The following is a 21,476-nucleotide window of genomic DNA, read 5'->3' as shown; positions in this document are numbered from 1 at the left end:
GGCTATCACTGCGGATACGGCACCCAATCCCCGGCATTCAGTCGGACATAAGGTTTGTTCTGGTACTTGATCACAACCGCATTGGCGTTTTCCGATACTTCTGCCGTCTGCGGCAAGCCGCTGGTGAGCTGATCCCAGTTCACACTATCTTCCACGAACAGCTTACCGTCTACCGCACGCGCGACCAGCTCGGAGATCGCCAGATAGCTGCTTGGCTGAGTGATCTCAACTGGCGCACCCTGATGCGGCGTTTTCATGCCGAAGAACTTAATCCCGGCCGGAACGTTAGTGATGGACGGGCTTGGAATATCGCGCAGACCGGACACCTGCATCCTGTCGCCCTTCAGCGCTCCGCCATGTTCTGGTACCACCACCACCATCACTTTACGACCTGATTTTTCCAGCTCGTTAAAAAACGCATTCAGCTCGTCAAAGAACTTCTGCGCGCGGGCCTTATAATCGGCCGTTTTGCTCACGCCCGGGTAATGGTTCCCGTCGTGAAGCGGCAGCGTGTTATAGAACGTCGCGCTGCGTGTTCCTTCTTCCTTACCGACGGTATCTAACCAGCGCTGAAGCACCGCGGTGTCGTCATACACCGGCGAGCCATCGAAGCCCAGCAGCGTTACCGGCAACCCTTTCTGATCCATCAGCGGGGCCTGCATTCCACCTTGTTCACGCACTTCTTTCAGGAAGTTCCCGAACAGGCCGTTATGGCCCATCATCAGGTGTTGCGTAAAGCCCAGTTTTGCCAGGTTATCGAACAGGTAACACTGGTTTGCGGCTGGCTGATAGAGGTTCTTATGTGAAGGCTGACCGCAGCTCGCGCGCAGCAGGCGGATAGCCGCCGGGCCGCTGTACGAGGTGGCGGAATTGAAGTCTTTAAACTGAATATCGAAATGCGACCACAGCGGATGCGACATTAAGCCAGCCGCATCAACGTCAGCCCAGGACAGAGAGCAGATGTTAATGACCAGCAGCTCAAACGGCTGAGCATCGGCAGGCAGCGCGTCCGGGAATTTCGTCTGACGCTTATCTTCCGCAGCGTAAAAACTGGCCAGCCACGCGTTCAGGTTGGTGGACGTCGGCGGCGCAGTCTGCGCCGGAATATCTCCCACAACGGGCGTATCCCCTGCTGTTGCGACGGTAGCAGCGGCGGAGCCGCCTGTGGTGGCCACGGTTGAGGTCGGCTGACCGGCTGGCCACAGAGAGAAGCTCGGGCCCGTCAGCGTCAGGACGTTAAGCCAGACCATAATCGCAACGACAAACACCGTCACGCGGATCCACTGGGACAGGAACAGCCACGCCACCAGCAGGACGAAGACGGCACCAATCATTTGCCAGTTAATAAAGCGCTCAACCAGATCGAGCAAATAGTCCGAACTGAAGCCCGCGACCTGGGAGCCCTGGCTCATGATGCTTTCGGGGCCAGGAAGCCAGGTATCATGCCAGAACAGGCCGAAACCGATGGGAATGGCGATCCAGTGGCGAATACGGTGCAGCCTGAGGTTCGGGATAGGCATCAGCAGGAATGCCATAAACACCAGGTTAAGCAGCGGGTGGAAATTCAGGTAGCCTGCCCAGAGCAGGCCAAACTTCACCAGGAAATAGAAATTCCAGCCGGACAGGCCGCGCCAGTATTGCCACAGTGGCGACGGCGCCGACGAGGTATAGGTAGAGTTAGTCATGTTTTCGGTTTGCCTTGACGTTCGGAGCGCGAGTCAGTGTTCCGGCGGGTTTGATATAGCGAGGTTTAACAAACAGTAATCTGACCGTATCGCGAATACGGCGCAGGGAATGGCGCGCATAGTAACCAAGCGGCAAAAAAATCAGCGCACACAGAACGACCAGTTGGATGATATCGCTGATGTTCATAATGGGGCGCTCTCCTCGTTCTCGTCTAATAAGCGCTGCGGCTCGGGAATTCGACGCCAGATTTGGCCGTCATGTTTCGCATTGAGCACCGGTGTAGCGCCGCTTGTTACAGGCAAAGGTTTTGCCCACTGTTCTGGTGCCAGAGTACGCATCTGGACGATTTCAGCAGCGATCAGGTTATCTTCGAACCAGATCATGCGGTTGGAGAAAATATCCCCGGTAGGCAGCGGGAAGATGTGGTTCAGCGCAGTATCGAGATCGTTCACCCGGCAGAAGGAGAGGAACAGTACCAGGCGGTTATCGCCAATGGTCATGATATCCCCGACGCGGTTAGGGCGGCACAGCGTGAGCGCCTGCTCAACGCGAATCCCCGGCACGGGACGCAGGGCAACCATCACGCCTTTACCGTCAGCCGGCAGCAGCGTATTGCTCATCATATTGCTGACCGCATCGCAGAAGGTGTCCCACTTCTGGTAGCCACGCAGTTTCATCGGCTGCGTCATTGAGAGCAGGGTGCTGATATCTTCCGGAACATGTCGGCTAAACTGCTGGCCCTGAATGCTTTCGATCAGCGTCAGGCAGCGCGACAGGGGAGCATTCCAGGGGATGACCATATTGGCGCCGCAGCCCAGCAGTAAACGCTCATCGGTGGCACGCAGGCTGGTTGTATTTTCACGCACCACGATTTTTAACGCGCTTCCGCGCTGACGGCGTAGCGTGTGAATGTGCCTCGCCAGCGTTTCGATTTGGTTATTCTGAATCAGCGAGAAAATAATGGTCGCCGCCTGCGTTGTGCGGGCTTCCTCAAATAAGGCTTCATTGGTATCGAACAGTGACCAGTTTTCAGAAAGCGCAGGCGCACCTTCCAGTACCGCAATATGGCTCAGAATGCGTTTTTCATCACTGCGTGGCTGAACCACCGTCTCTTCCTGCTGCGCGAGATGCCACTCGTCCCCGACATGGTTGAGGGTAAGCTGCTGTCGGGCACTCACCCCTTTTTCATTGCACCAGAAAGCAATATCGTAAAGATAGCTGTCTGCCTGAGCGCGGATACTGGCCAGGCCATACAGAGAACGGTATTCACTCATTAAAAGTGAAAAAAGCTTGTCATTATTACTGCCTGGGTTAACAACCAATACGGTGCAGTTTTGATTTTTAGCCCAGCGGTTGATTCTTCCCAGCCATTTTTGCAGTTTTTCAGTTTGAATATTTTGCAGGCCATTATTAGAACATTTAAGAATCAGCAAATAGCGTTCGGGAACAATAGAACACTGAATATCGCGGGGTAAATAGTATAGACTGTTGGTATCCTCAGGCATGGAAAATAATCGTACTGTCTGGGGTCCACGGTCAGTTTCGAGCCTGATGACAGACTTTGGCTCTTCGCCCATCGTAATGACGGCAACGCGGGAATCCTTACCCTGCGCCGCTATCGTCTGGTTTACCAGACTAATGGCATCAGCATTACGATCCGTATTAACCCACCAGACTCCTCCGACTGGCATGTGGCGCAATTCGTCCCATAATGACTGGATGCCAATAGAAAATATGGAGTCCACGGTGTCCCTCTTTCGTCGAATTTCTATGCCTCTCAGTTTACTAGCGAAAGCGTAGAAATAAACCTAACATTGAAATTAAAGAACATCAGATTTAGCATGTAAATGAAATTTCGTGGGCAGGACGCCTCGCTGCATCTGAATCTTATGATTTTACCCAAAGGGATGAAATAAGAATGCAAAATAACGAACCCGCAACGCCGGTCGATTCAAGCCTGGGTTACACATTCCAAAACGATTTTCTGGCGCTCACGCAGGCCTTTTCTTTGCCAGAAATAGACTACACCGATATTTCCCAGCGGGAACAGTTGGCCGCGGCTATTAAACGCTGGCCGTTATTAGCTGAATTTGCCCAACAACAATAAGGAAGCCATTGATGGCCGTACTAGGATTACAAGGCGTCCGTGGTGGGGTAGGTACAACTTCCGTTACCGCGGCGCTGGCGTGGTCATTGCAGGTATTAGGTGAATCGGTACTGGTCATTGATGCCTGTTCCGATAATTTGTTGCGCATGTCATTCAATGTCGACTTTACGCATTCAAACGGCTGGGGGCGCGCGCTTCTGGACGATAAAGACTGGCGGGATGCGGGTTTACGCTATACCTCCCAGCTCGATTTGCTTCCCTTTGGGCAACTAACCGAAACCGAGCGCGGCAATGAAGCCGCGTTTCAGCGTCTGTTCTCTCGCTTCACCACCGCATTGCAGAGCCTGAAAGAGAAGGGGCACTATCAGTGGATCCTGCTGGACCTGCCGCACGGCGCGGCCTCGCTGACCCGCCAGCTCCTGGCGCAGTGTGACCATGTGCTCTCCATCGCGAACGTGGATGCGAACTGCCATATCCGTCTGCACCAGCAGGCGATGCCCGCGAATGCCCATATTTTGATTAACGATCTGCGCATTGGCAGCCAGATCCAGGACGATCTGTACCAGGTTTGGCTTCAGAGCCAGCGCCGCCTGTTGCCGATGGTTATTCATCGTGACGAAGCGATGGCGGAGTGCCTCGCTTCGAAACAACCGCTTGGGGAATACCGTAGCGATTCGCTGGCGGCAGAAGAGATCCTGACGCTGGCCAACTGGTGCCTGCTGCACTTTGCAAAACGACCGGAGTCTGCCGGGAGTACAGCATGAGTCGCGTTGCCAACTGGTTGCTCATCCCGCCGGTCAGTTCGCGCTTAAGTGAACGCTACCGCCATTACCGCCATCACGGCGCCTCCTCGCTGAGCGCTGCGTCAGGCTGCTTCTGGATGGTTCTGGCGTGGATGTTTCTTCCCCTCGAACATCCTCGCTGGCAGCGTATTCGTGCGCGCCACGACGAGCTCTATCCGCATATCAATCCGGACAGGCCGCGGCCGCTGGATCCGGCGCGCTACCTTATCCAGTCCATCTGGCTACTGACGACCTCAATGGGCGCGGAGAAAAAAACGTCCCGCTGGCGCAGCTTCGATCGCGTGCAGCACTTGCGCGAGCGCTATCACCAGTGGCTGGATCGGCTGCCCGACCGCGTCGGCGACCGAACGGGTCATCTGGATCACCATAAAGAGCTCGGGCACCTCCACCCGGGCTTGCGCCGTTTTATTCTCGGCGTGGTTGTGGTGTTCTCGCTCATTCTGGCGCTGGTCTGCATTACCCAGCCGTTCAACCCGCTGGCGCAGTTCACCTTCCTGATCCTGCTGTGGGGCGTGGCGCTGCTGGTACGGCGCATTCCGGGGCGTTTCTCAGCCCTGATGCTGATTGTGCTGTCGCTGACCGTCTCCTGCCGCTACATCTGGTGGCGATACACCTCTACCCTGAACTGGGACGATCCGGTCAGCCTGGTGTGTGGGTTAGTTCTGCTGTTTGCGGAGACCTACGCGTGGATCGTGCTGGTGCTGGGTTACTTCCAGGTTATCTGGCCGCTGAACCGACAGCCGGTACCGCTGCCAAAAGATACGACCCAGTGGCCGTCGGTCGATCTCTTCGTGCCGACCTACAACGAAGATCTGTCGGTGGTGAAAAACACCATTTACGCCGCGCTGGGCATCGACTGGCCGAAGGATAAAATCAAAATCTGGATCCTGGACGACGGTGGCCGCGCCGAGTTCCGCCAGTTCGCGGACGAAGTGGGGGTTGAGTACATCGCCCGTACCACCCACGAACACGCGAAAGCCGGCAACATCAACAACGCGCTCAAATATGCCAAAGGGGAGTTCGTCTCCATCTTTGACTGCGACCATGTGCCTACGCGCTCGTTCCTGCAAATGACCATGGGCTGGTTCCTGAAGGAGAAAGAACTGGCGATGATGCAGACGCCGCACCACTTCTTCTCGCCGGATCCGTTTGAACGTAACCTGGGCCGCTTCCGTAAAACCCCGAACGAAGGCACGCTGTTCTATGGCTTGGTGCAGGACGGAAACGACATGTGGGACGCGACGTTCTTCTGCGGCTCCTGCGCGGTTATCCGCCGTAAGCCACTTGATGAAATCGGCGGTATCGCCGTTGAGACGGTCACGGAAGATGCTCACACCTCCCTGCGTCTGCACCGCCTTGGCTACACCTCTGCCTACATGCGTATTCCGCAGGCGGCGGGGCTGGCTACGGAATCGCTTTCCGCTCATATCGGCCAGCGTATTCGCTGGGCGCGCGGCATGGTACAAATCTTCCGTCTCGATAACCCGCTGATGGGCAAAGGGCTGAAGCTGGCGCAGCGCCTCTGCTACGTCAACGCCATGTTCCACTTCCTGTCGGGCATTCCACGGCTTATCTTCCTCACCGCGCCGCTGGCGTTCCTGCTGCTTCACGCTTACATCATCTACGCTCCCGCGCTGATGATCGCCCTGTTCGTTCTGCCGCACATGGTTCACGCCAGCCTGACGAACTCAAAGATTCAGGGGAAATACCGCCACTCGTTCTGGAGCGAAATCTACGAAACGGTGCTGGCCTGGTACATCGCGCCGCCAACCATGGTGGCGCTAATCAACCCGCATAAAGGGAAATTCAACGTCACCGCGAAGGGCGGGCTGGTGGAAGAGGAGTACGTCGACTGGGTGATCTCCCGGCCGTATATCTTCCTGGTGCTCCTGAACATCGTGGGGGTAATTGCCGGGATCTGGCGCTACTTCTACGGCCCGGAAAACGAAATTCTGACGGTATTTGTGAGCATGGCGTGGGTGTTCTATAACCTGATCATCCTCGGTGGCGCGGTGGCGGTATCGGTGGAAAGTAAACAGGTTCGTCGCGCGCATCGCGTCGAAATCAGCATGCCGGCGGCCATTGCCCGCGAGGATGGCCATCTCTTTTCCTGCACCGTACACGACTTCTCTGATGGCGGTCTGGGCATCAAGATCAACGGCCAGGCGAAGGTGCTGGAGGGGCAGAAGGTCAACTTGCTGCTCAAGCGCGGCCAGCAGGAGTATGTCTTCCCGACTCAGGTTGTGCGCGTGAGGGGCAGTGAAGTTGGCCTGCAGCTGATGCCGTTGACCAAAAAGCAACACATTGATTTTGTGCAGTGTACGTTTGCCCGCGCGGATACGTGGGCTCTCTGGCAGGACAGCTTCCCTGAGGATAAGCCTCTGGAAAGCCTGCTGGATATTCTCAAGCTGGGGTTCCGTGGCTATCGTCACCTTGCAGAATTTGCCCCGTCGTCGGTGAAATTAATTTTCCGGTCACTTACTTCGCTGGTTTCCTGGGTCGTGTCGTTCATTCCGCGCCGGCCCGAGCGAGATGAAGCGAAGCAGGCGGACCCGGTTATGGCTCAACAATGATGATAACGCGATGAAAACAAAACTTTCCTGGTTATGTGCAGTGGCAATGGGGATGAGTGCGCTCCCTGCAACAGTGGCTAACGCAGCGCCTGACAACGCGGCGACCACGCCTGCGCCAACGGTGCCTGTCGTCGCGCAGGCGACCGATCCGGTTGTGACTGCGGCGCCGGGGCAGACGGAAAACGTCACCCCGAATCAGCCGACAGCGGGGAATACGCTGCCCGCCGACAGCCCGGTTGTCGGTCAGGTGATGCCCGGCGTGCCCGGGGCCAGCGCGCCGGTAGTGGCGGAAAATACGCCGTCGCGTGATGTGAAGCTGACCTTTGCCCAGATTGCGCCGCCGCCCGGCAGCATGGTGCTGCGCGGTACTAACCCGAACGGCGGCATTGAATTTGGCATGCGCAGCGATGAGCTGGTGTCGAAAGCAATGCTGAACCTGGAATACACGCCATCACCGTCGCTGCTGCCGGTGCAGTCCCAGCTTAAGGTTTACCTGAACGACGAGCTGATGGAGGTTCTGCCGGTCACCAAAGAGCAGCTGGGTAAGAAAACCCTGGCGCAGGTTCCGATTAACCCGCTGTTTATCACCGACTTTAACCGCGTGCGTCTGGAGTTTGTCGGCCACTATCGCGACGTCTGCGAAAATCCGTCCAGCAGCACGCTGTGGCTGGACGTTGGTCGTAACTCCTCGTTGCAGATGACCTATCAGCCGCTGGCGCTGAAAAACGATCTCTCCGCCTTCCCGGTGCCGTTCTTCGACCCGCGCGATAATCGCCCGCTGAATCTGCCGATGGTCTTTGCCGGCGCGCCGGACGTAACCGAACAGCTGGCGGCGACCATCGTGGCATCGTGGTTTGGCTCCCGCTCCGGCTGGCGCGGACAGAGCTTCCCGGTGATGTACGACAAAATGCCCGACAAAAACGCCATTGTGTTTGCAACCAACGCCAGGCGTCCGGCGTTCCTGCGCGACCATCCGGATGTGAAAGCGCCGACCATCGAGATGATGAGCCACCCGGACAACCCGTACGTGAAGCTGCTGGTGGTCTTCGGGCGTGACGAAAAAGATCTGGTGCAGGCCGCGAAGGGCATTGCCCAGGGAAATATCCTGTTCCGCGGCAACAGCGTCGTGGTGGATGAGGTGAAACCGCTGCTGGCGCGTAAGCCTTACGATGCGCCGAACTGGGTGCGCACCGACCGCGCGATCACCTTCGGCGAGCTGAAAACCTATGAAGAGCAGCTGCAGTCAACCGGGCTGGAACCTTCTCCGGTGAGCCTGTCCCTGAACCTGCCGCCGGATCTGTATCTGCTGCGCACCAACGGTATCGATATCAACCTGAACTACCGATACACCGCGCCGCCAACCAAAGACAGCTCGCGCATGGATATCAGCCTTAACAACCAGTTCCTGCAATCGTTCAGCCTGGCCAGTAACCAGGAGACAAACCGGTTGATGCTGCGTCTGCCGGTTCTGCAGGGGCTGCTGGACGGTAAAACCGATGTCTCTATCCCGGCGCTGAAGCTGGGGGCGATAAACCAGCTGCGGTTTAACTTCCAGTATATGAACCCGATGCCGGGCGGTTCGGTGGAAAACTGTATTACCTTCCAGCCGGTGCAAAATCACGTGGTGATTGGCGATGATTCCACCATCGACTTCTCGAAGTACTACCACTTTATTGCGATGCCGGATCTGCGTGCGTTTGCTAACGCCAGCTTCCCGTTCAGCCGCATGGCGGATCTCTCTGAATCGATTGTTGTAATGCCAAAAGCGGCCAACGAAGGTCAGGTTGCCACCCTGCTCGACACCATGGGCACCGTCGGGGCGCAAACCGGCCTGCCGGCCATTAACGTGACGGTGACGGATGACGGTAGTCAGATCCAGGACAAAGACGCCGATATCATGGTCATCGGCAACATCCCGGACAAGCTGAAAGACGAGAAGCGCGTCGATCTGCTGGTGCAGGCGGCCCGGTCCTGGGTCAACACCCCGCTGCGCCAGACCGAGTTCCCGAGCATCATGCCGGACAGCGGCGATCGTCAGGCCAATATCAAGACGACCGTAAGCTCAACGGGCCCGATGGCCGCGATTGTTGGCTTCCAGTCCCCGTACAACGACCAGCGCAGCGTTATCGCCCTGCTGGCGGACAGCCCGCGCGGGTATGAACTGCTCAACGAGGCCATGAACGACAGCGGTAAACGAGCGGCAATGTTCGGTTCCGTCTCGGTTATTCGTGAGTCGGGCGTCAACAGCCTGCGCGTGGGGGATGTTTACTATGTGGGCCATCTGCCGTGGTTCGAGCGTCTGTGGTACGCCCTCTCTAACCATCCGGTGCTGCTGGCCGTGCTGGCTGCGCTCAGCGTGGTACTGCTGGCCTGGGTGCTGTGGCGTCTGCTGCGGATCATCAGCCGCCGTCGACTTAACCCGGACCATGAGTAAGCTGTGATGAAAGTCTTTCGCGGATGTGTACTGGCAGCATTGATGCTGGCGACGACGACGCTTCACGCCGCCTGTAACTGGCCTGCATGGGAGACGTTTAAAAAGGATTACATGAGCGAAAGCGGGCGCGTGATCGACCCCAGCGACGCGCGCAAAATCACCACCTCCGAAGGGCAAAGCTACGGTCTGTTCTTTGCCCTTGCCGCAAACGACCGCAACGCGTTCGATCTGCTGCTGGCATGGACGCGCGATAACCTCGCCGGAGGGGATTTAGCGCAACAACTCCCTGCCTGGCTGTGGGGGAAAAAGGATGAAGAAACCTGGGCGGTTATCGACGATAACTCTGCGTCTGATGCGGATATCTGGATTGCCTGGTCGCTGCTGGAAGCCGGGCGGCTGTGGAACAATCCCGATTACACCCGCACGGGTAAGGCGCTGTTAACGCGCATTGCCCGCGAGGAGGTGGTGAAGGTGCCTGGGCTGGGCTCTATGCTTTTACCGGGTAAGGTCGGTTTTGCCGACGAGAACGTCTGGCGCTTCAACCCCAGCTACCTGCCGCCGCAGCTTGCGGGCTATTTTACCCGTTTTGGCGCCCCGTGGACGACGCTACGGGAAACCAACCTGCGCCTGCTGCTGGAGACCGCGCCGAAAGGGTTTTCCCCTAACTGGGTGAAATACCAGAAAAAGGGCGGCTGGCAGCTGAAGCAGGATCCGACCCTGATCGGCAGCTACGATGCGATTCGCGTCTATCTCTGGGTGGGGATGATGAACGATAACGATCCGCAAAAAGCCCGGCTTCTGGCGCGTTTCAAGCCCATGGCGACCACGACAATCAGGCAAGGCTTGCCGCCGGAGAAAGTGGATGTGGCAACGGGGAAACGCACCGGCGACGGGCCGGTAGGGTTCTCTGCCTCGCTGCTTCCGTTCTTACAAAACCGGGACGCGCAGGCGGTGCAGCGTCAGCGCGTCGCCGATCGTTTTCCCGATAACAATGCCTATTACAGTTACGTTCTGACCCTGTTCGGACAAGGGTGGGATGAGCATCGTTTTCGCTTCACCGCGCAAGGTGAATTAATACCGGACTGGGGTCAGGAATGCGCACGTTCACAATAAATCTACTCACCTTATCGCTTGGCCTGGCGCTGATGCCCCTGGCCCAGGCCGCCAACTCCCCGCAGCAGAGACAGCTGCTGGAACAGGTCCGTCTGGGCGAATCCACGCAGCGCGAAGATCTGGTGCGTCAGTCGCTTTATCGCCTCGAGCTTATCGACCCCAACAACCCGGATGTTATTGCCGCGCGCTTCCGCTACCTGTTACGGCAGGGCGATACGGCGGGCGCGCAAAAAGAGCTGGATCGCCTGAAAGGGATGGCGCCAGACTCGGGCGTGTACCAGTCCTCCCGTAATACCATGCTGCTCTCCACGCCGGAGGGGCGTCAGGCCTTACAGCAGGCCCGCCTGCTTGCCACTACCGGCCATACGCAGGAAGCCATTGCCGCGTACGACAAACTGTTTGACGGTAATCCGCCTACCGGCGAGATCGCGACAGAGTACTGGAACGTAGTGGCGAAAGAGCCTGCCCGCCGTAATTCGGCCATAGGCCAGCTTAAAAACATTAACGCCAGCAGCCCGGGCAACGCCCAGCTACAGGCTTCGCTGGCGCAGCTTCTGTTCGAGGACGGACGCCGCGATGAAGGGTTTGCGGTGTTGCAGCAGATGGCTAAATCAAACAATGGCCGCAGCCAGGCGTCGGATATGTGGTACCAGCAGATCAAGGATCTGCCGGCCAGCAGCGCCAGCGTGACTGCACTGCAAAAATACCTGAGCGTGTTCAGCGATGGCGAAAACGTGACGGCAGCGCGCGCCCAGCTTGAAGCGCAGCAAAAACAGCTCGCCGATCCGGCGTTCCGCGCGAAAGCCGAAGGGTTAGCCGCGGTGGATGCCGGGCAGGGCAGCAAAGCGGTGGCCGAGCTGCAAAAAGCGGTCAGCGCCAACCACGCCGACAGTGAAGCCGTCGGCGCGCTGGGGCAGGCCTATTCACAAAAAGGCGATCGCGCCCGCGCGGTGGCGCAGTTTGAAAAGGCGATCGCTCTCGATCCCCAGAGCGAAAATCGCGGGAAATGGGACAGCCTGCTGAAGGTCAACCGGTACTGGCTGCTGATCCAGCAGGGTGATAACGCCCTGAAGGCCAACAACCCGGCTCAGGCGGAACGCTATTACCAGCAGGCGCGCAGCGTCGATAACGCGGACAGCTACGCGGTGCTGGGGCTGGGTGACGCGGCGGCGGCGCGTAAAGATAACGACGCGGCCGAACGCTATTACCGCCAGGCGTTGCGCATGGACAGCGGCAACAGCAACGCGGTGCGCGGCCTTGCCAATATTTATCGCGCGCAGTCCCCGGAGAAAGCGACACAGTTTATTCAGTCGCTCTCTGCCAGCCAGCGCCGCAGCATTGATGATATTGAACGCAGCCTGACGAACGAGCAGCTTTCGGCCCAGGCTGAACGGCTGGAAAGCCAGGGGAAATATGCCCAGGCCGCAGAAATTCAGCGCCGCCGCCTTGCGCTTTCGCCGGGCGACGTGTGGATCACCTACCGTCTGTCGCGCGATCTCTACAGCGCGGGCCAGCGCAGCCAGGCGGATAACCTTATGCGCCAGCTGGCAAGCCAGAAGCCGGGCGATCCGGAGCAGGTGTACGCCAGCGGCCTTTACCTGTCCGGTAACGATCGGGATCGTGCCGCGCTGGCACATCTCAATACGCTGCCGCGCGACAGGTGGAACGGTAATATCCAGGAGCTGGCGGAACGTCTGCAAAGCAATCAGGTGCTGGAAACCGCTAACCGCCTGCGCGACAGCGGTAAAGAGCAGGAGGCGGAAGCGCTGCTTCGCCAGCAGCCTGCGTCCACCCGTATCGACCTGACGCTGGCGGACTGGGCGGAACAGCGTGGCGACCGCGACGCCGCGAAAAACGCCTACAGCACCGTCCTGCAACGCGAACCGCAGAATGAAGACGCTATTCTCGGCCTGACCGAAGTATATATTGCGCAGGGCAACAAGGACGCGGCGCGCGCGACGCTGGCGACGCTGCCGGCGGAGCAAAACGGCGAACCGCTCTCCATCAATATGCAGCGCCGGCTTGCCATGGCGCAGGCAGGCCTGGGCGATTCGGCCGCAGCAGAAAAGACCTTCAACGCCATTCTTCCTCAGGCAAAGTCGCAGCCGCCTTCTATGGAGAGCGCGCTGGTGGTGCGTGATGCCGCCCGTTTCCAGGCACAAAGCGGTCGGCCTCAGCAGGCGCTGGACACATATAAAGACGCGATGGTCTCCTCGGGCATTACCACGGCCCGCCCGTCCGATAACGACAGCTTTACGCGCCTGACGCGTAACGATGAAAAAGATGACTGGCTGAAGCGCGGCGTGCGCAGCGATGCGGGCGATCTGTACCGTCAGCAGGATCTTAACGTCACGCTGCAACACGATTACTGGGGATCCAGCGGTACGGGAGGGTATTCCGACCTTAAAGCGCACACCACAATGCTTCAGGTTGACGCGCCGCTGTCGGACGGTCGAATGTTCTTCCGTAGCGATCTGGTCAATATGAACGCCGGCTCCTTTGATACGGACAACGGCACCTACGATCCAACGTGGGGTACCTGCGCCGAAACGCCATGTCGCGGCAGCACGAATCAGTCGGCCAACGGCGCCAGCGTGGCCGTCGGCTGGCAGAATAACACCTGGGCGTGGGATATCGGTACCACGCCGATGGGCTTTAACGTTGTGGACGTGGTGGGTAGCCTGAGCTACAGCAACGATCTAGGGCCGATTGGCTACACCCTGAACGCCCATCGTCGTCCGGTTTCCAGCTCCGTGCTGGCGTTTGCCGGGCAAAAAGATCCCAATACCGATACCACCTGGGGCGGCGTGCGCGCTACCGGCGGCGGCGTGAGCGTGAGCTATGATAAAGGCGAAGCTAACGGTATCTGGTCAAGCCTGAGCGCCGACAGCCTGACCGGGAAGCATGTGGAAGATAACTGGCGCGTCCGCTGGATGACCGGCTACTACTACAAGCTCATCAACAAAAACAATGAGCGCCTGACGGTCGGCGTGTCTAACATGCTGTGGCACTATGATAAAGACTTAAGCGGCTATTCGCTGGGTCAGGGCGGCTACTACAGTCCTCAGGAGTATGTATCCTTCGCCTTACCGGTGAACTGGCGAAAACGCACGGAGAACTGGTCATGGGAGCTGGGTGGCTCCGTCTCCTGGTCCCATTCAAAAACAAAAGATGTGATGCGTTATCCGCTGCAGGGGCTGATCCCCGACAATGAGCCAGGCCGTTATACCGATAAAGGGGTGATGGAAACCGGCAGCAGCTCGTCGGGCACCGGTTATACCGCGAGGGCGATTGTTGAGCGCCGCGTGACGTCCAACTGGTTTGTGGGTCTGGGCGTCGATATTCAGGAAGCGAAAGATTATACGCCGAGCCACGCGCTGCTCTATGTGCGCTATTCTGCCGCGGGCTGGCAGGGTGATATGGACTTACCGCCGGAACCGCTGGTGCCTTATGCAGACTGGTAATCGGATTTTCTCTTAATCTAATTGTAAGTCTCTCTTAAAAGTCCAGCTATCGGGTATACTCGGGCGCACCAGGTTTACACCCTGGTGCGCCCTGCGCTTCGAGTTTTGTGGAGAGTCATTTTGCGTGTCAGCCGTTCCTTAACGATCAAACAGATGGCGATGGTGTCTGCCGTCACAATGCTGTTTGTCTTCATCTTCTGCGTTATTTTGCTGTTTCATTCCGTACAGCAGAATCGCTATAACACGGCCTCGCAACTGGAAAGTATCGCCCGCTCGGTGCGGGAACCGCTGTCAGCCTCGATCCTGAAGGGGGATATTCCCGAGGCGGAATCTATTCTGAAACGCATCCAGCCCGCCGGTATCGTAAGCCGCGCAGACGTCGTGCTGCCTAACCAGTTCCAGGCGCTGCGGATGAGTTTTATTCCTGAGCGCCCCGTCCCGATGATGGTGATGCGCATGTTTGAGCTGCCGGTGCAGATTTCGCTGCCCCTCTATTCACTGGAAAGGCCTGCCAACCCGCAGCCGCTGGCGTATCTGGTGTTACAGGCGGACTCGTACCGCATGTATAAATTCGTCATGAGCTGGGTTGCGACGTTAGTAACTACTTACTTACTTCTGACGTTAATGCTAAGCGTGGCGCTGACGTGGTGTATCAACCGGCTGATTGTGCATCCCCTGCGCCGCATCGCCCGTGAGCTGAACGATCTCTCCCCGCAGGAGCACGTCGGGCATCAGCTTGCCCTGCCGCGCCTTCACCACGACGATGAAATCGGCATGCTGGTCCGGAGTTACAATATCAACCAGCAGCGCGTTCTGCGCCAGCAGGAAGAGCTGAGCAACAACGCCACCCGCTTCCCGGTTTCAGACCTGCCAAACAAAGCGTTTTTGATGGCCTTGCTGGAGCAGATCGTGGCCCGCCAGCAGACCACCGCGCTGATGGTGATAGCCTGCGAAACCTTGCAGGACACGGCAGGCGTGCTGAAAGAGAGCCAGCGCGAGATGCTGCTGCTGACGCTGGTGGAAAAGGTGAAATCAGTGCTGTCGCCGCGGATGGTGCTCACCCAGGTGAGCGGCTATGACCTGGTGGTTATTGCTCACGGTGTAAAAGAGCCGTGGCACGCCATCACGCTAGGTCAGCAAGTACTCACTGTCATTAATGAGCGGCTGCCCGTGCAGGGTATCCAGCTTCGCCCGAGCGCCAGCATCGGCATTGCGATGTACTACGGTGGCCTGACCGCCGAGCAGCTGTACCGTCGCGCTTTCTCGGCGGCGTTTACCGCGCGCCGTAAAGGGAAAAATCAGATCCAGTTCTTTGACCCGGAGCAGATGGAAAAAGCCCAGCAGCGCCTGACGGAAGAGAGCGACATTCTGACGGCGATGGACAATCGCCAGTTTGCGCTCTGGCTACAGCCGCAGGTGAATTTGAGCACGGGCGAAGTAACCAGCGCCGAAGCGTTGCTGCGTATGCAGCAGCCGGATGGCGCGTGGGAACTGCCTGAAGGCATGATCGAGCGTATCGAGTCCTGCGGTCTGATGGTGACGGTGGGGTACTGGGTGCTGGAAGAGTCGTGCCGCCAGCTCGCGGCCTGGCAGCAGCGGGGCATCACTCTGCCGCTGTCGGTGAATCTTTCTGCGCTACAGCTGATGCATCCGACCATGGTGTCGGAGATGCTGGAGCTGATCCAGCGCTACCGCATTCAGCCAGACACGCTGATTCTGGAAGTCACCGAGAGCCGTTGTATCGACGATCCTGACGACGCCGTCGCCATTCTGAAACCGCTGCGCAACGCCGGCATCCGCATTGCGCTGGACGATTTTGGTATGGGCTATTCAGGCCTGCGCCAGCTTCAGCACATGAAGGCCCTGCCGGTGGACGTCCTGAAAATCGACAAAACCTTCGTTGAGGGATTACCGGAAGACAGCAGCCTGGTGCAGGCCATTATCCAGATGGCGCACAGCCTGAATCTGCACGTGATTGCCGAAGGTATTGAAACCGAAGCCCAGCGCGAGTGGCTGGCTGCGGCAGGCGTTAAGAGCGGTCAGGGCTTCCTGTTTGCCCGCGCCGTGCCGTCGGATATCTTCGAACAACGCTATCTCGCCGATGCCGGCAATAACGCAAAAGTGTAATTTTGTTGCTGGCTTGTGCGAGCCAGCTCAAAGTTCTTAACATTTGTGTTTCAAATTTGAACCTCGTTTATTTCTGTCCTGTTATGTGGGTGTTATTTTAAAGCCGCAGGTTAACCATAGCCTTACAAAACCTGTGGTTTTTCTTTTCAAGGACACCCTATGAAAACCTCACTCTTTAAAAGTCTTTACTTCCAGGTCCTGACAGCCATCGCAATCGGTATTTTGCTCGGTCACTACTACCCGGAACTGGGCGCGCAGATGAAGCCGCTCGGCGACGCGTTCGTTAAGCTGATTAAAATGATTATCGCGCCGGTAATTTTCTGTACCGTGGTGACCGGTATCGCCGGCATGGAAAGCATGAAGGCGGTCGGTCGTACGGGGGCAGTCGCCCTGCTGTACTTCGAGATTGTCAGCACCATCGCGCTGATTATCGGCCTGATTATCGTTAACGTGGTGCAGCCTGGCGCGGGCATGAACGTTGACCCGGCCACGCTGGATGCGAAGGCGGTGGCGGTTTACGCTGAACAGGCGAAAGATCAGGGGATTGTCGCCTTCCTGCTGGACGTTATTCCGAGCAGCGTCATCGGCGCGTTCGCCAGCGGAAACATCCTTCAGGTGCTGCTGTTTGCCGTGCTGTTTGGCTTTGCCCTGCATCGCCTGGGCAGCAAAGGCCAGCTGATTTTTAACGTCATTGAAAGCTTCTCGCAGGTTATCTTCGGCATCATCAATATGATCATGCGTCTGGCCCCGATTGGCGCATTCGGCGCAATGGCCTTCACCATCGGTAAATACGGCGTCGGCACGCTGGTACAGCTGGGCCAGCTGATTATCTGCTTCTACATCACCTGTATTCTGTTTGTGGTCGTGGTTCTCGGCTCCATCGCCCGCGCGACCGGCTTCAGCATCTTCAAATTTATCCGCTACATTCGCGAGGAGCTGCTGATTGTTCTCGGCACGTCCTCCTCTGAGTCCGCGCTGCCGCGCATGCTCGATAAAATGGAAAAGCTGGGCTGCCGTAAGTCGGTGGTGGGGCTGGTTATTCCTACGGGCTACTCGTTTAACCTGGACGGTACCTCCATATACCTGACCATGGCGGCGGTCTTTATCGCCCAGGCCACCAACAGCCACATGGACATCTTCCATCAGATTACGCTGCTGGTGGTGCTCCTGCTCTCCTCGAAAGGGGCTGCGGGGGTGACGGGAAGCGGATTTATCGTGCTGGCGGCGACCATCTCTGCGGTTGGCCATCTGCCGGTGGCGGGCCTGGCCCTGATTCTGGGTATTGACCGCTTTATGTCTGAAGCCCGCGCGTTAACCAATCTGATCGGCAACGGCGTGGCGACGGTGGTGGTAGCGAAATGGGTGAAGGAGCTGGATCACAAGAAGCTCAACGATACGTTAAATAATCGTCCTTCTGAGGACAAAACCCCCGGTTTATCCTCTTAATCCCTCATAAATGCCCGTATTCCCTTGTGGGGATGCGGGCACCTGCGCATAATAACCGCTCATACCTGTCATAATTCGACAAGATTTTTTTTGGGTATATTTCGCTTCCGTCCGTGACGTTTAGCCGAACACGCTGTCTAATCGGATGTTTTCATCGTCATATTTGAGTGCTCACGTCGCGAGACACTCTCTTTAACCAGGAATGTTGATCAGGGGTTCACATGCAGGGCACAAAAATTCGACTCTTAACCGGCGGTTTGCTGATGATGGCAGCAGCCAGTTATGTGCAGGCAGATGCGCTCCAGCCAGACCCGGCCTGGCAACAGGGAACACTGGCGAACGGGTTCCAGTGGCAGGTATTAGCCACTCCGCAACGTCCGAGCGATCGCATCGAAATTCGTCTTTCTGTGAATACCGGCTCCCTCACTGAAAGCACCCAGCAGACCGGCTTAAGCCATTTTATTCCTCGACTGGCGCTCACCCAGAGCGGCAGTTTGCAGGCGGTTCAGGTGCGTTCGCTATGGCAACAGGCCATCGATCCTAAACGCCCGCTGCCGCCGGCTGTTGTCTCCTACGACTACACCATGTTTAACCTGAGCCTGCCTAACAACCGTAACGATCTTCTTAAAGAAGCGCTCACCTACCTTTCCGATGCAACCGGCAAACTGGCAATCACGCCCGAGACCGTTAACTATGCGCTGAGCAACAGCGACATGGTGGCAACCTGGCCCGTGGATACCAAAGAAGGCTGGTGGCGCTACCGCCTGAAAGGCTCAACGCTGCTTGGGCATGACCCGGCAGAGCCGCTGAAGCAGCCGGTTGATGCCGGGCAGGTAAAATCGTTCTACCAGCAGTGGTATACCCCGGACGCCATGACCCTGATTGTGGTCGGCAACGTGGACAGCCGTGCGGTAATCGAGCAAATCAACAAAGCGTTTGGCGACCTGAAAGGGAAGCGTGAAACCCCGGCTCCTGTTCCAACGCTCTCTCCGCTGCGCCCTGAAGCGGTCAGTATCATGACCGATACGGTGCGTCAGGATCGTCTTTCGATGATGTGGGATACCGCCTGGCAGCCGATCCGCGAGTCCTCGGCGCTGCTGCGTTACTGGCGCGCGGATCTGGCGCGTGAAGCGCTGTTCTGGCACGTTCAGCAGACGCTCAGCAAGAACAACGTGAAAGATATTGGCCTCGGCTTTGACTGCCGCGTGCTGTTCCAGCGCGCGCAGTGCGCCATTAACGTGGAGTCGCCGGGCGATAAGCTGAACGCGAATCTCGCCGTGGTGGCGAAAGAGCTGGCAAAAGTGCGGAAAGAAGGGCTGTCTGAAGAGGAGTTTAACGCCCTGGTCGCGCAGAAATCCCTCGAATTGCAGAAGCTGTTCGCCACCTATGCCCGCGCCGATACCGATATCTTAATCAGCCAGCGCATTCGTTCCCTGCAGAATCAGGTTGTGGATATCGCGCCGGAACAGTATCAGAAGCTGCGTCAGGACTTCCTCAGCGGGCTGACCGTTGAAATGCTGAATCAGGATCTGCGTCAGCAGCTCTCGCAGGATATGGCGTTGATTCTGCTACAGCCGAAAGGTGAGCCTGAGTATGACATGAAGGAGCTGAAGGCGACCTGGAGCGCCATTATGGCAACCGCGCCGCAGCCAGCACAGGCGGCGGATGATTTGCACCAGGACGCGAGCGATATTCCGCAGGGTCAGTAAGGCCCGAGGTTCTTTATTCCCTCTCCCTGTGGGAGAGGGTTAGGGAGTGCTTAAGCAGGCATCGCCTCGCGTGGAATAATCGCTCCGCGATACTGAATCACCGTGCTGGCCGTTAAATGGCCACGCTGCGCCGCCGCTTCCGGCGTTCCGCCCGTCAGACGTACCGCCAGGTAGCCCGCGCTGAAAGAATCTCCCGCCGCGGTGGTATCTATCACCTTCTCTTTCGCCAGCTTCACCGCCGGGACCTCTGTCACGGCTTCACCCGCAACCGCCACGAGGCAAGAGTCTGCTCCGCGCTTGATCACCACTTCGCTGACCCCGGCGGCCTGCGTCCGGGCAATCACCTCATCAACCGGTTTTTCGCCCCACAGCGCGTCTTCGTCGTCCAGCGTCAGGAAGGCGATATCGGTGCATTCCAGCATCTGCTGGTAGACCTGCTGCGTCTCTTCGCGGCTGGCCCACAGGCGCGGACGGTAGTTGTTGTCGAAAATCACCTTACCGCCATTGGCGCGACATTCGCGCAGCAGTGACAGCAGCTTCTCACGGCTCTCCTTGCTCAGGATCGCGAGGCTGATCCCGCTCAGATAGAGGTAGTCAAAGGTGGCCAGTTCTTCGCAAATCGCCGCGGCGGCATCGCTTTCCAGCCAGAATTTGGCGGCCGCCTCGTTGCGCCAGTAGTAGAAGGTCCGCTCGCCGGTGCTGTCGGTTTCGATGTAGTACAGGCCCGGCAGACGGTTTTCCATGCGCTGGATCAGCGAGGTATTAACGTTTTCACCCTGCCAGGCTTCCAGCATCTGCTGGCTGAAGCTGTCCGTTCCCAGCGCGGTAACGTAGTTCACGCTTAGCGCGTCGGGAGCAACCTGACGGGCAATATAAACGGAGGTGTTCAATGTATCGCCACCAAAACCGCGGCTGACTTCCGCGCCTTTCTGGGACAGCTCAATCATGCATTCGCCAATCACGGCAATTTTTTTAGACATAGTCGTGAACCTGAACAGAGTAATTAAAGGTAGTGTGCGCTGTGTGTTTTTTACGGTCAACCATATTAAAACGACGTTCCATTATTTTTTTTGAGCCAGCGCGTGTTCCGGTACATTTCTGTCATCTTAATTTCATTTTCCCGGTGAATTGAACATAAAGTTCTCACCTGGTGGGCCGATAACTCAGTGACGAGTCCAGAAAGGCTATCCCCACACAACAGGACATCCGAAATGAAGTCAGAGCAGGTTATCCAGCGGCTGAGCACTACGCCTGAGGCAAGTATTGAGAACTTGCAGGAGCATCGCTACTGGCTGCAATGTGAGCGAGCGTATACCTATCAGCCCATCTACCGTACCGACGGTCGGTTAATGGCGATTGAGGTATTAACGGTCGTCACGCACCCCTCGAATCCGTCACAGCGAATCGCGCCGGACCGCTATTTTGCGGAGGTAGCCGTGCGTCAGCGCATCGACGTGCTGGAAGAGCAGCTGAGAATGCTGGCGACGAAGCGGGCCTTCTTTGAGCAGCACGGTATTCTGGCATCGGTGAACGTGGATGGCCCAACCCTGATGGCGTTACGTCAGAACGCGGCGTTGCAGGCCCTGATTGCCACCCTGCCGTGGATGCGGTTCGAGCTGGTGGAGCATGTTCGCCTGCCGCAGGACTCCTCGTTTGCCTCAATGTGTGAATTTGGCCCGCTGTGGCTGGATGACTTCGGTACCGGTATGGCGAACTTCTCGGCCCTGAGCGAAGTGCGTTATGACTACATCAAAGTGGCCCGCGATCTGTTCATTATGCTGCGCCAGACGCCGGAGGGACGAAACCTGTTTACGCTGCTCCTGCAGCTGATGAACCGCTATTGCCAGGGCGTCATTGTGGAAGGCGTTGAAACGCTGGAAGAGTGGCGCGACGTGCAAAATTCTCCGGCGGCGGCGGCCCAGGGCTATTTCCTCTCTCGCCCGATGCCTATGGATACCCTGGAAAAGGTAATAACCACGCTCTGATCTGCCCGCTTCCCTTTGTCTGAACTATA

13 protein-coding genes and 1 pseudogene are annotated in these 21,476 nt (G+C 57.6%); 10 read left to right on the top strand and 4 right to left on the bottom strand.

What is annotated here, in order from left to right:
• Nucleotides 1-5: 5 nt before the first annotated feature.
• The 3 genes from bcsG to bcsE are packed head-to-tail and all read right to left on the bottom strand — an operon-like array spanning nucleotide 6 to nucleotide 3,431.
• Entirely contained in the window at nucleotides 6-1,685 is a 1,680-nt protein-coding gene (bcsG, locus tag MOQ06_RS17020) for a cellulose biosynthesis protein BcsG (RefSeq protein WP_148420490.1), read from the bottom strand.
• The gene (gene bcsF, locus MOQ06_RS17015; protein ID WP_006808586.1) at nucleotides 1,678-1,872 is read right to left on the bottom strand and encodes a cellulose biosynthesis protein BcsF; all 195 of its coding nucleotides are present in this window, start codon (nucleotides 1,870-1,872) and stop codon (nucleotides 1,678-1,680) included. Before bcsF ends, bcsG begins: the two co-directional genes overlap by 8 nt.
• On the bottom strand, nucleotides 1,869-3,431 hold the full coding sequence (bcsE, locus tag MOQ06_RS17010) for a cellulose biosynthesis c-di-GMP-binding protein BcsE (RefSeq protein WP_242174080.1): 1,563 nt from the start codon (nucleotides 3,429-3,431) through the stop codon (nucleotides 1,869-1,871). The genes bcsF and bcsE overlap by 4 nt, the downstream gene beginning before the upstream one ends.
• 173 nt (nucleotides 3,432-3,604) lie before the next feature.
• On the opposite strand from bcsE, the pseudogene bcsR reads away from it, so the two are divergent.
• The 9 genes and pseudogenes from bcsR to MOQ06_RS16965 all read left to right on the top strand — a co-directional run.
• Nucleotides 3,605-3,801 (top strand): annotated as a pseudogene (gene bcsR / locus MOQ06_RS17005) (cellulose biosynthesis protein BcsR); the annotation flags it as partial.
• A 3-nt stretch (nucleotides 3,802-3,804) separates the two neighbouring features.
• Complete coding sequence (gene bcsQ, locus MOQ06_RS17000; RefSeq protein ID WP_148420492.1) at nucleotides 3,805-4,557, top strand: cellulose biosynthesis protein BcsQ; 753 nt, start codon at nucleotides 3,805-3,807, stop codon at nucleotides 4,555-4,557.
• On the top strand, nucleotides 4,554-7,169 hold the full coding sequence (gene bcsA, locus MOQ06_RS16995; RefSeq protein ID WP_242174078.1) for a UDP-forming cellulose synthase catalytic subunit: 2,616 nt from the start codon (nucleotides 4,554-4,556) through the stop codon (nucleotides 7,167-7,169). Before bcsQ ends, bcsA begins: the two co-directional genes overlap by 4 nt.
• Before the next feature lie 10 nt (nucleotides 7,170-7,179).
• Nucleotides 7,180-9,603, top strand: coding sequence for a cellulose biosynthesis cyclic di-GMP-binding regulatory protein BcsB (gene bcsB, locus MOQ06_RS16990; protein WP_193354560.1), 2,424 nt, complete (start codon nucleotides 7,180-7,182; stop codon nucleotides 9,601-9,603).
• Nucleotides 9,604-9,609: 6 nt separating this feature from the next.
• On the top strand, nucleotides 9,610-10,716 hold the full coding sequence (bcsZ, locus tag MOQ06_RS16985) for a cellulose synthase complex periplasmic endoglucanase BcsZ (protein WP_193354566.1): 1,107 nt from the start codon (nucleotides 9,610-9,612) through the stop codon (nucleotides 10,714-10,716).
• The gene (gene bcsC, locus MOQ06_RS16980; RefSeq protein WP_242174076.1) at nucleotides 10,698-14,180 is read left to right on the top strand and encodes a cellulose synthase complex outer membrane protein BcsC; all 3,483 of its coding nucleotides are present in this window, start codon (nucleotides 10,698-10,700) and stop codon (nucleotides 14,178-14,180) included. The genes bcsZ and bcsC overlap by 19 nt, the downstream gene beginning before the upstream one ends.
• 120 nt (nucleotides 14,181-14,300) lie before the next feature.
• Nucleotides 14,301-16,307, top strand: a complete 2,007-nt coding sequence (gene hmsP / locus MOQ06_RS16975; RefSeq protein WP_148420496.1) for a biofilm formation regulator HmsP — start codon at nucleotides 14,301-14,303, stop codon at nucleotides 16,305-16,307.
• A 159-nt stretch (nucleotides 16,308-16,466) separates the two neighbouring features.
• Nucleotides 16,467-17,753, top strand: coding sequence for a C4-dicarboxylate transporter DctC (gene dctA / locus MOQ06_RS16970; RefSeq protein ID WP_063450025.1), 1,287 nt, complete (start codon nucleotides 16,467-16,469; stop codon nucleotides 17,751-17,753).
• Between the two features lie 221 nt (nucleotides 17,754-17,974).
• Nucleotides 17,975-19,462, top strand: coding sequence for a pitrilysin family protein (locus tag MOQ06_RS16965; protein WP_148420497.1), 1,488 nt, complete (start codon nucleotides 17,975-17,977; stop codon nucleotides 19,460-19,462).
• 50 nt (nucleotides 19,463-19,512) lie between these two features.
• Here the strand turns inward: MOQ06_RS16965 and MOQ06_RS16960 are convergent, their stop codons facing one another.
• Nucleotides 19,513-20,442: a sugar kinase gene (locus MOQ06_RS16960; RefSeq protein ID WP_242174073.1), complete on the bottom strand. Its 930-nt coding sequence runs from the start codon at nucleotides 20,440-20,442 to the stop codon at nucleotides 19,513-19,515.
• 231 nt (nucleotides 20,443-20,673) lie between these two features.
• Here MOQ06_RS16960 and pdeH point away from each other — a divergent pair, with 231 nt between their 5' ends.
• The gene (gene pdeH, locus MOQ06_RS16955; RefSeq protein WP_148420499.1) at nucleotides 20,674-21,447 is read left to right on the top strand and encodes a cyclic-guanylate-specific phosphodiesterase; all 774 of its coding nucleotides are present in this window, start codon (nucleotides 20,674-20,676) and stop codon (nucleotides 21,445-21,447) included.
• Nucleotides 21,448-21,476 lie beyond the last annotated feature (29 nt).

The sequence above is a fragment of the Enterobacter sp. I4 genome, assembly GCF_022669095.1.
Taxonomy (GTDB): domain Bacteria; phylum Pseudomonadota; class Gammaproteobacteria; order Enterobacterales; family Enterobacteriaceae; genus Enterobacter; species Enterobacter pasteurii.
This window is presented reverse-complemented; position numbering and strand designations above follow the sequence as displayed.

What these genes read in the sequence shown, in the direction of transcription:
- bcsG (WP_148420490.1), bottom strand. Translation starts at nt 1,685, where the DNA reads ATGACTAACTCTACCTATACCTCGTCGGCGCCGTCGCCACTGTGGCAA.
- bcsF (WP_006808586.1), bottom strand. Translation starts at nt 1,872, where the DNA reads ATGAACATCAGCGATATCATCCAACTGGTCGTTCTGTGTGCGCTGATT.
- bcsQ (WP_148420492.1), top strand. Translation starts at nt 3,805, where the DNA reads ATGGCCGTACTAGGATTACAAGGCGTCCGTGGTGGGGTAGGTACAACT.
- bcsA (WP_242174078.1), top strand. Translation starts at nt 4,554, where the DNA reads ATGAGTCGCGTTGCCAACTGGTTGCTCATCCCGCCGGTCAGTTCGCGC.
- bcsB (WP_193354560.1), top strand. Translation starts at nt 7,180, where the DNA reads ATGAAAACAAAACTTTCCTGGTTATGTGCAGTGGCAATGGGGATGAGT.
- bcsZ (WP_193354566.1), top strand. Translation starts at nt 9,610, where the DNA reads ATGAAAGTCTTTCGCGGATGTGTACTGGCAGCATTGATGCTGGCGACG.
- bcsC (WP_242174076.1), top strand. Translation starts at nt 10,698, where the DNA reads ATGCGCACGTTCACAATAAATCTACTCACCTTATCGCTTGGCCTGGCG.
- dctA (WP_063450025.1), top strand. Translation starts at nt 16,467, where the DNA reads ATGAAAACCTCACTCTTTAAAAGTCTTTACTTCCAGGTCCTGACAGCC.
- MOQ06_RS16965 (WP_148420497.1), top strand. Translation starts at nt 17,975, where the DNA reads ATGCAGGGCACAAAAATTCGACTCTTAACCGGCGGTTTGCTGATGATG.
- MOQ06_RS16960 (WP_242174073.1), bottom strand. Translation starts at nt 20,442, where the DNA reads ATGTCTAAAAAAATTGCCGTGATTGGCGAATGCATGATTGAGCTGTCC.
- pdeH (WP_148420499.1), top strand. Translation starts at nt 20,674, where the DNA reads ATGAAGTCAGAGCAGGTTATCCAGCGGCTGAGCACTACGCCTGAGGCA.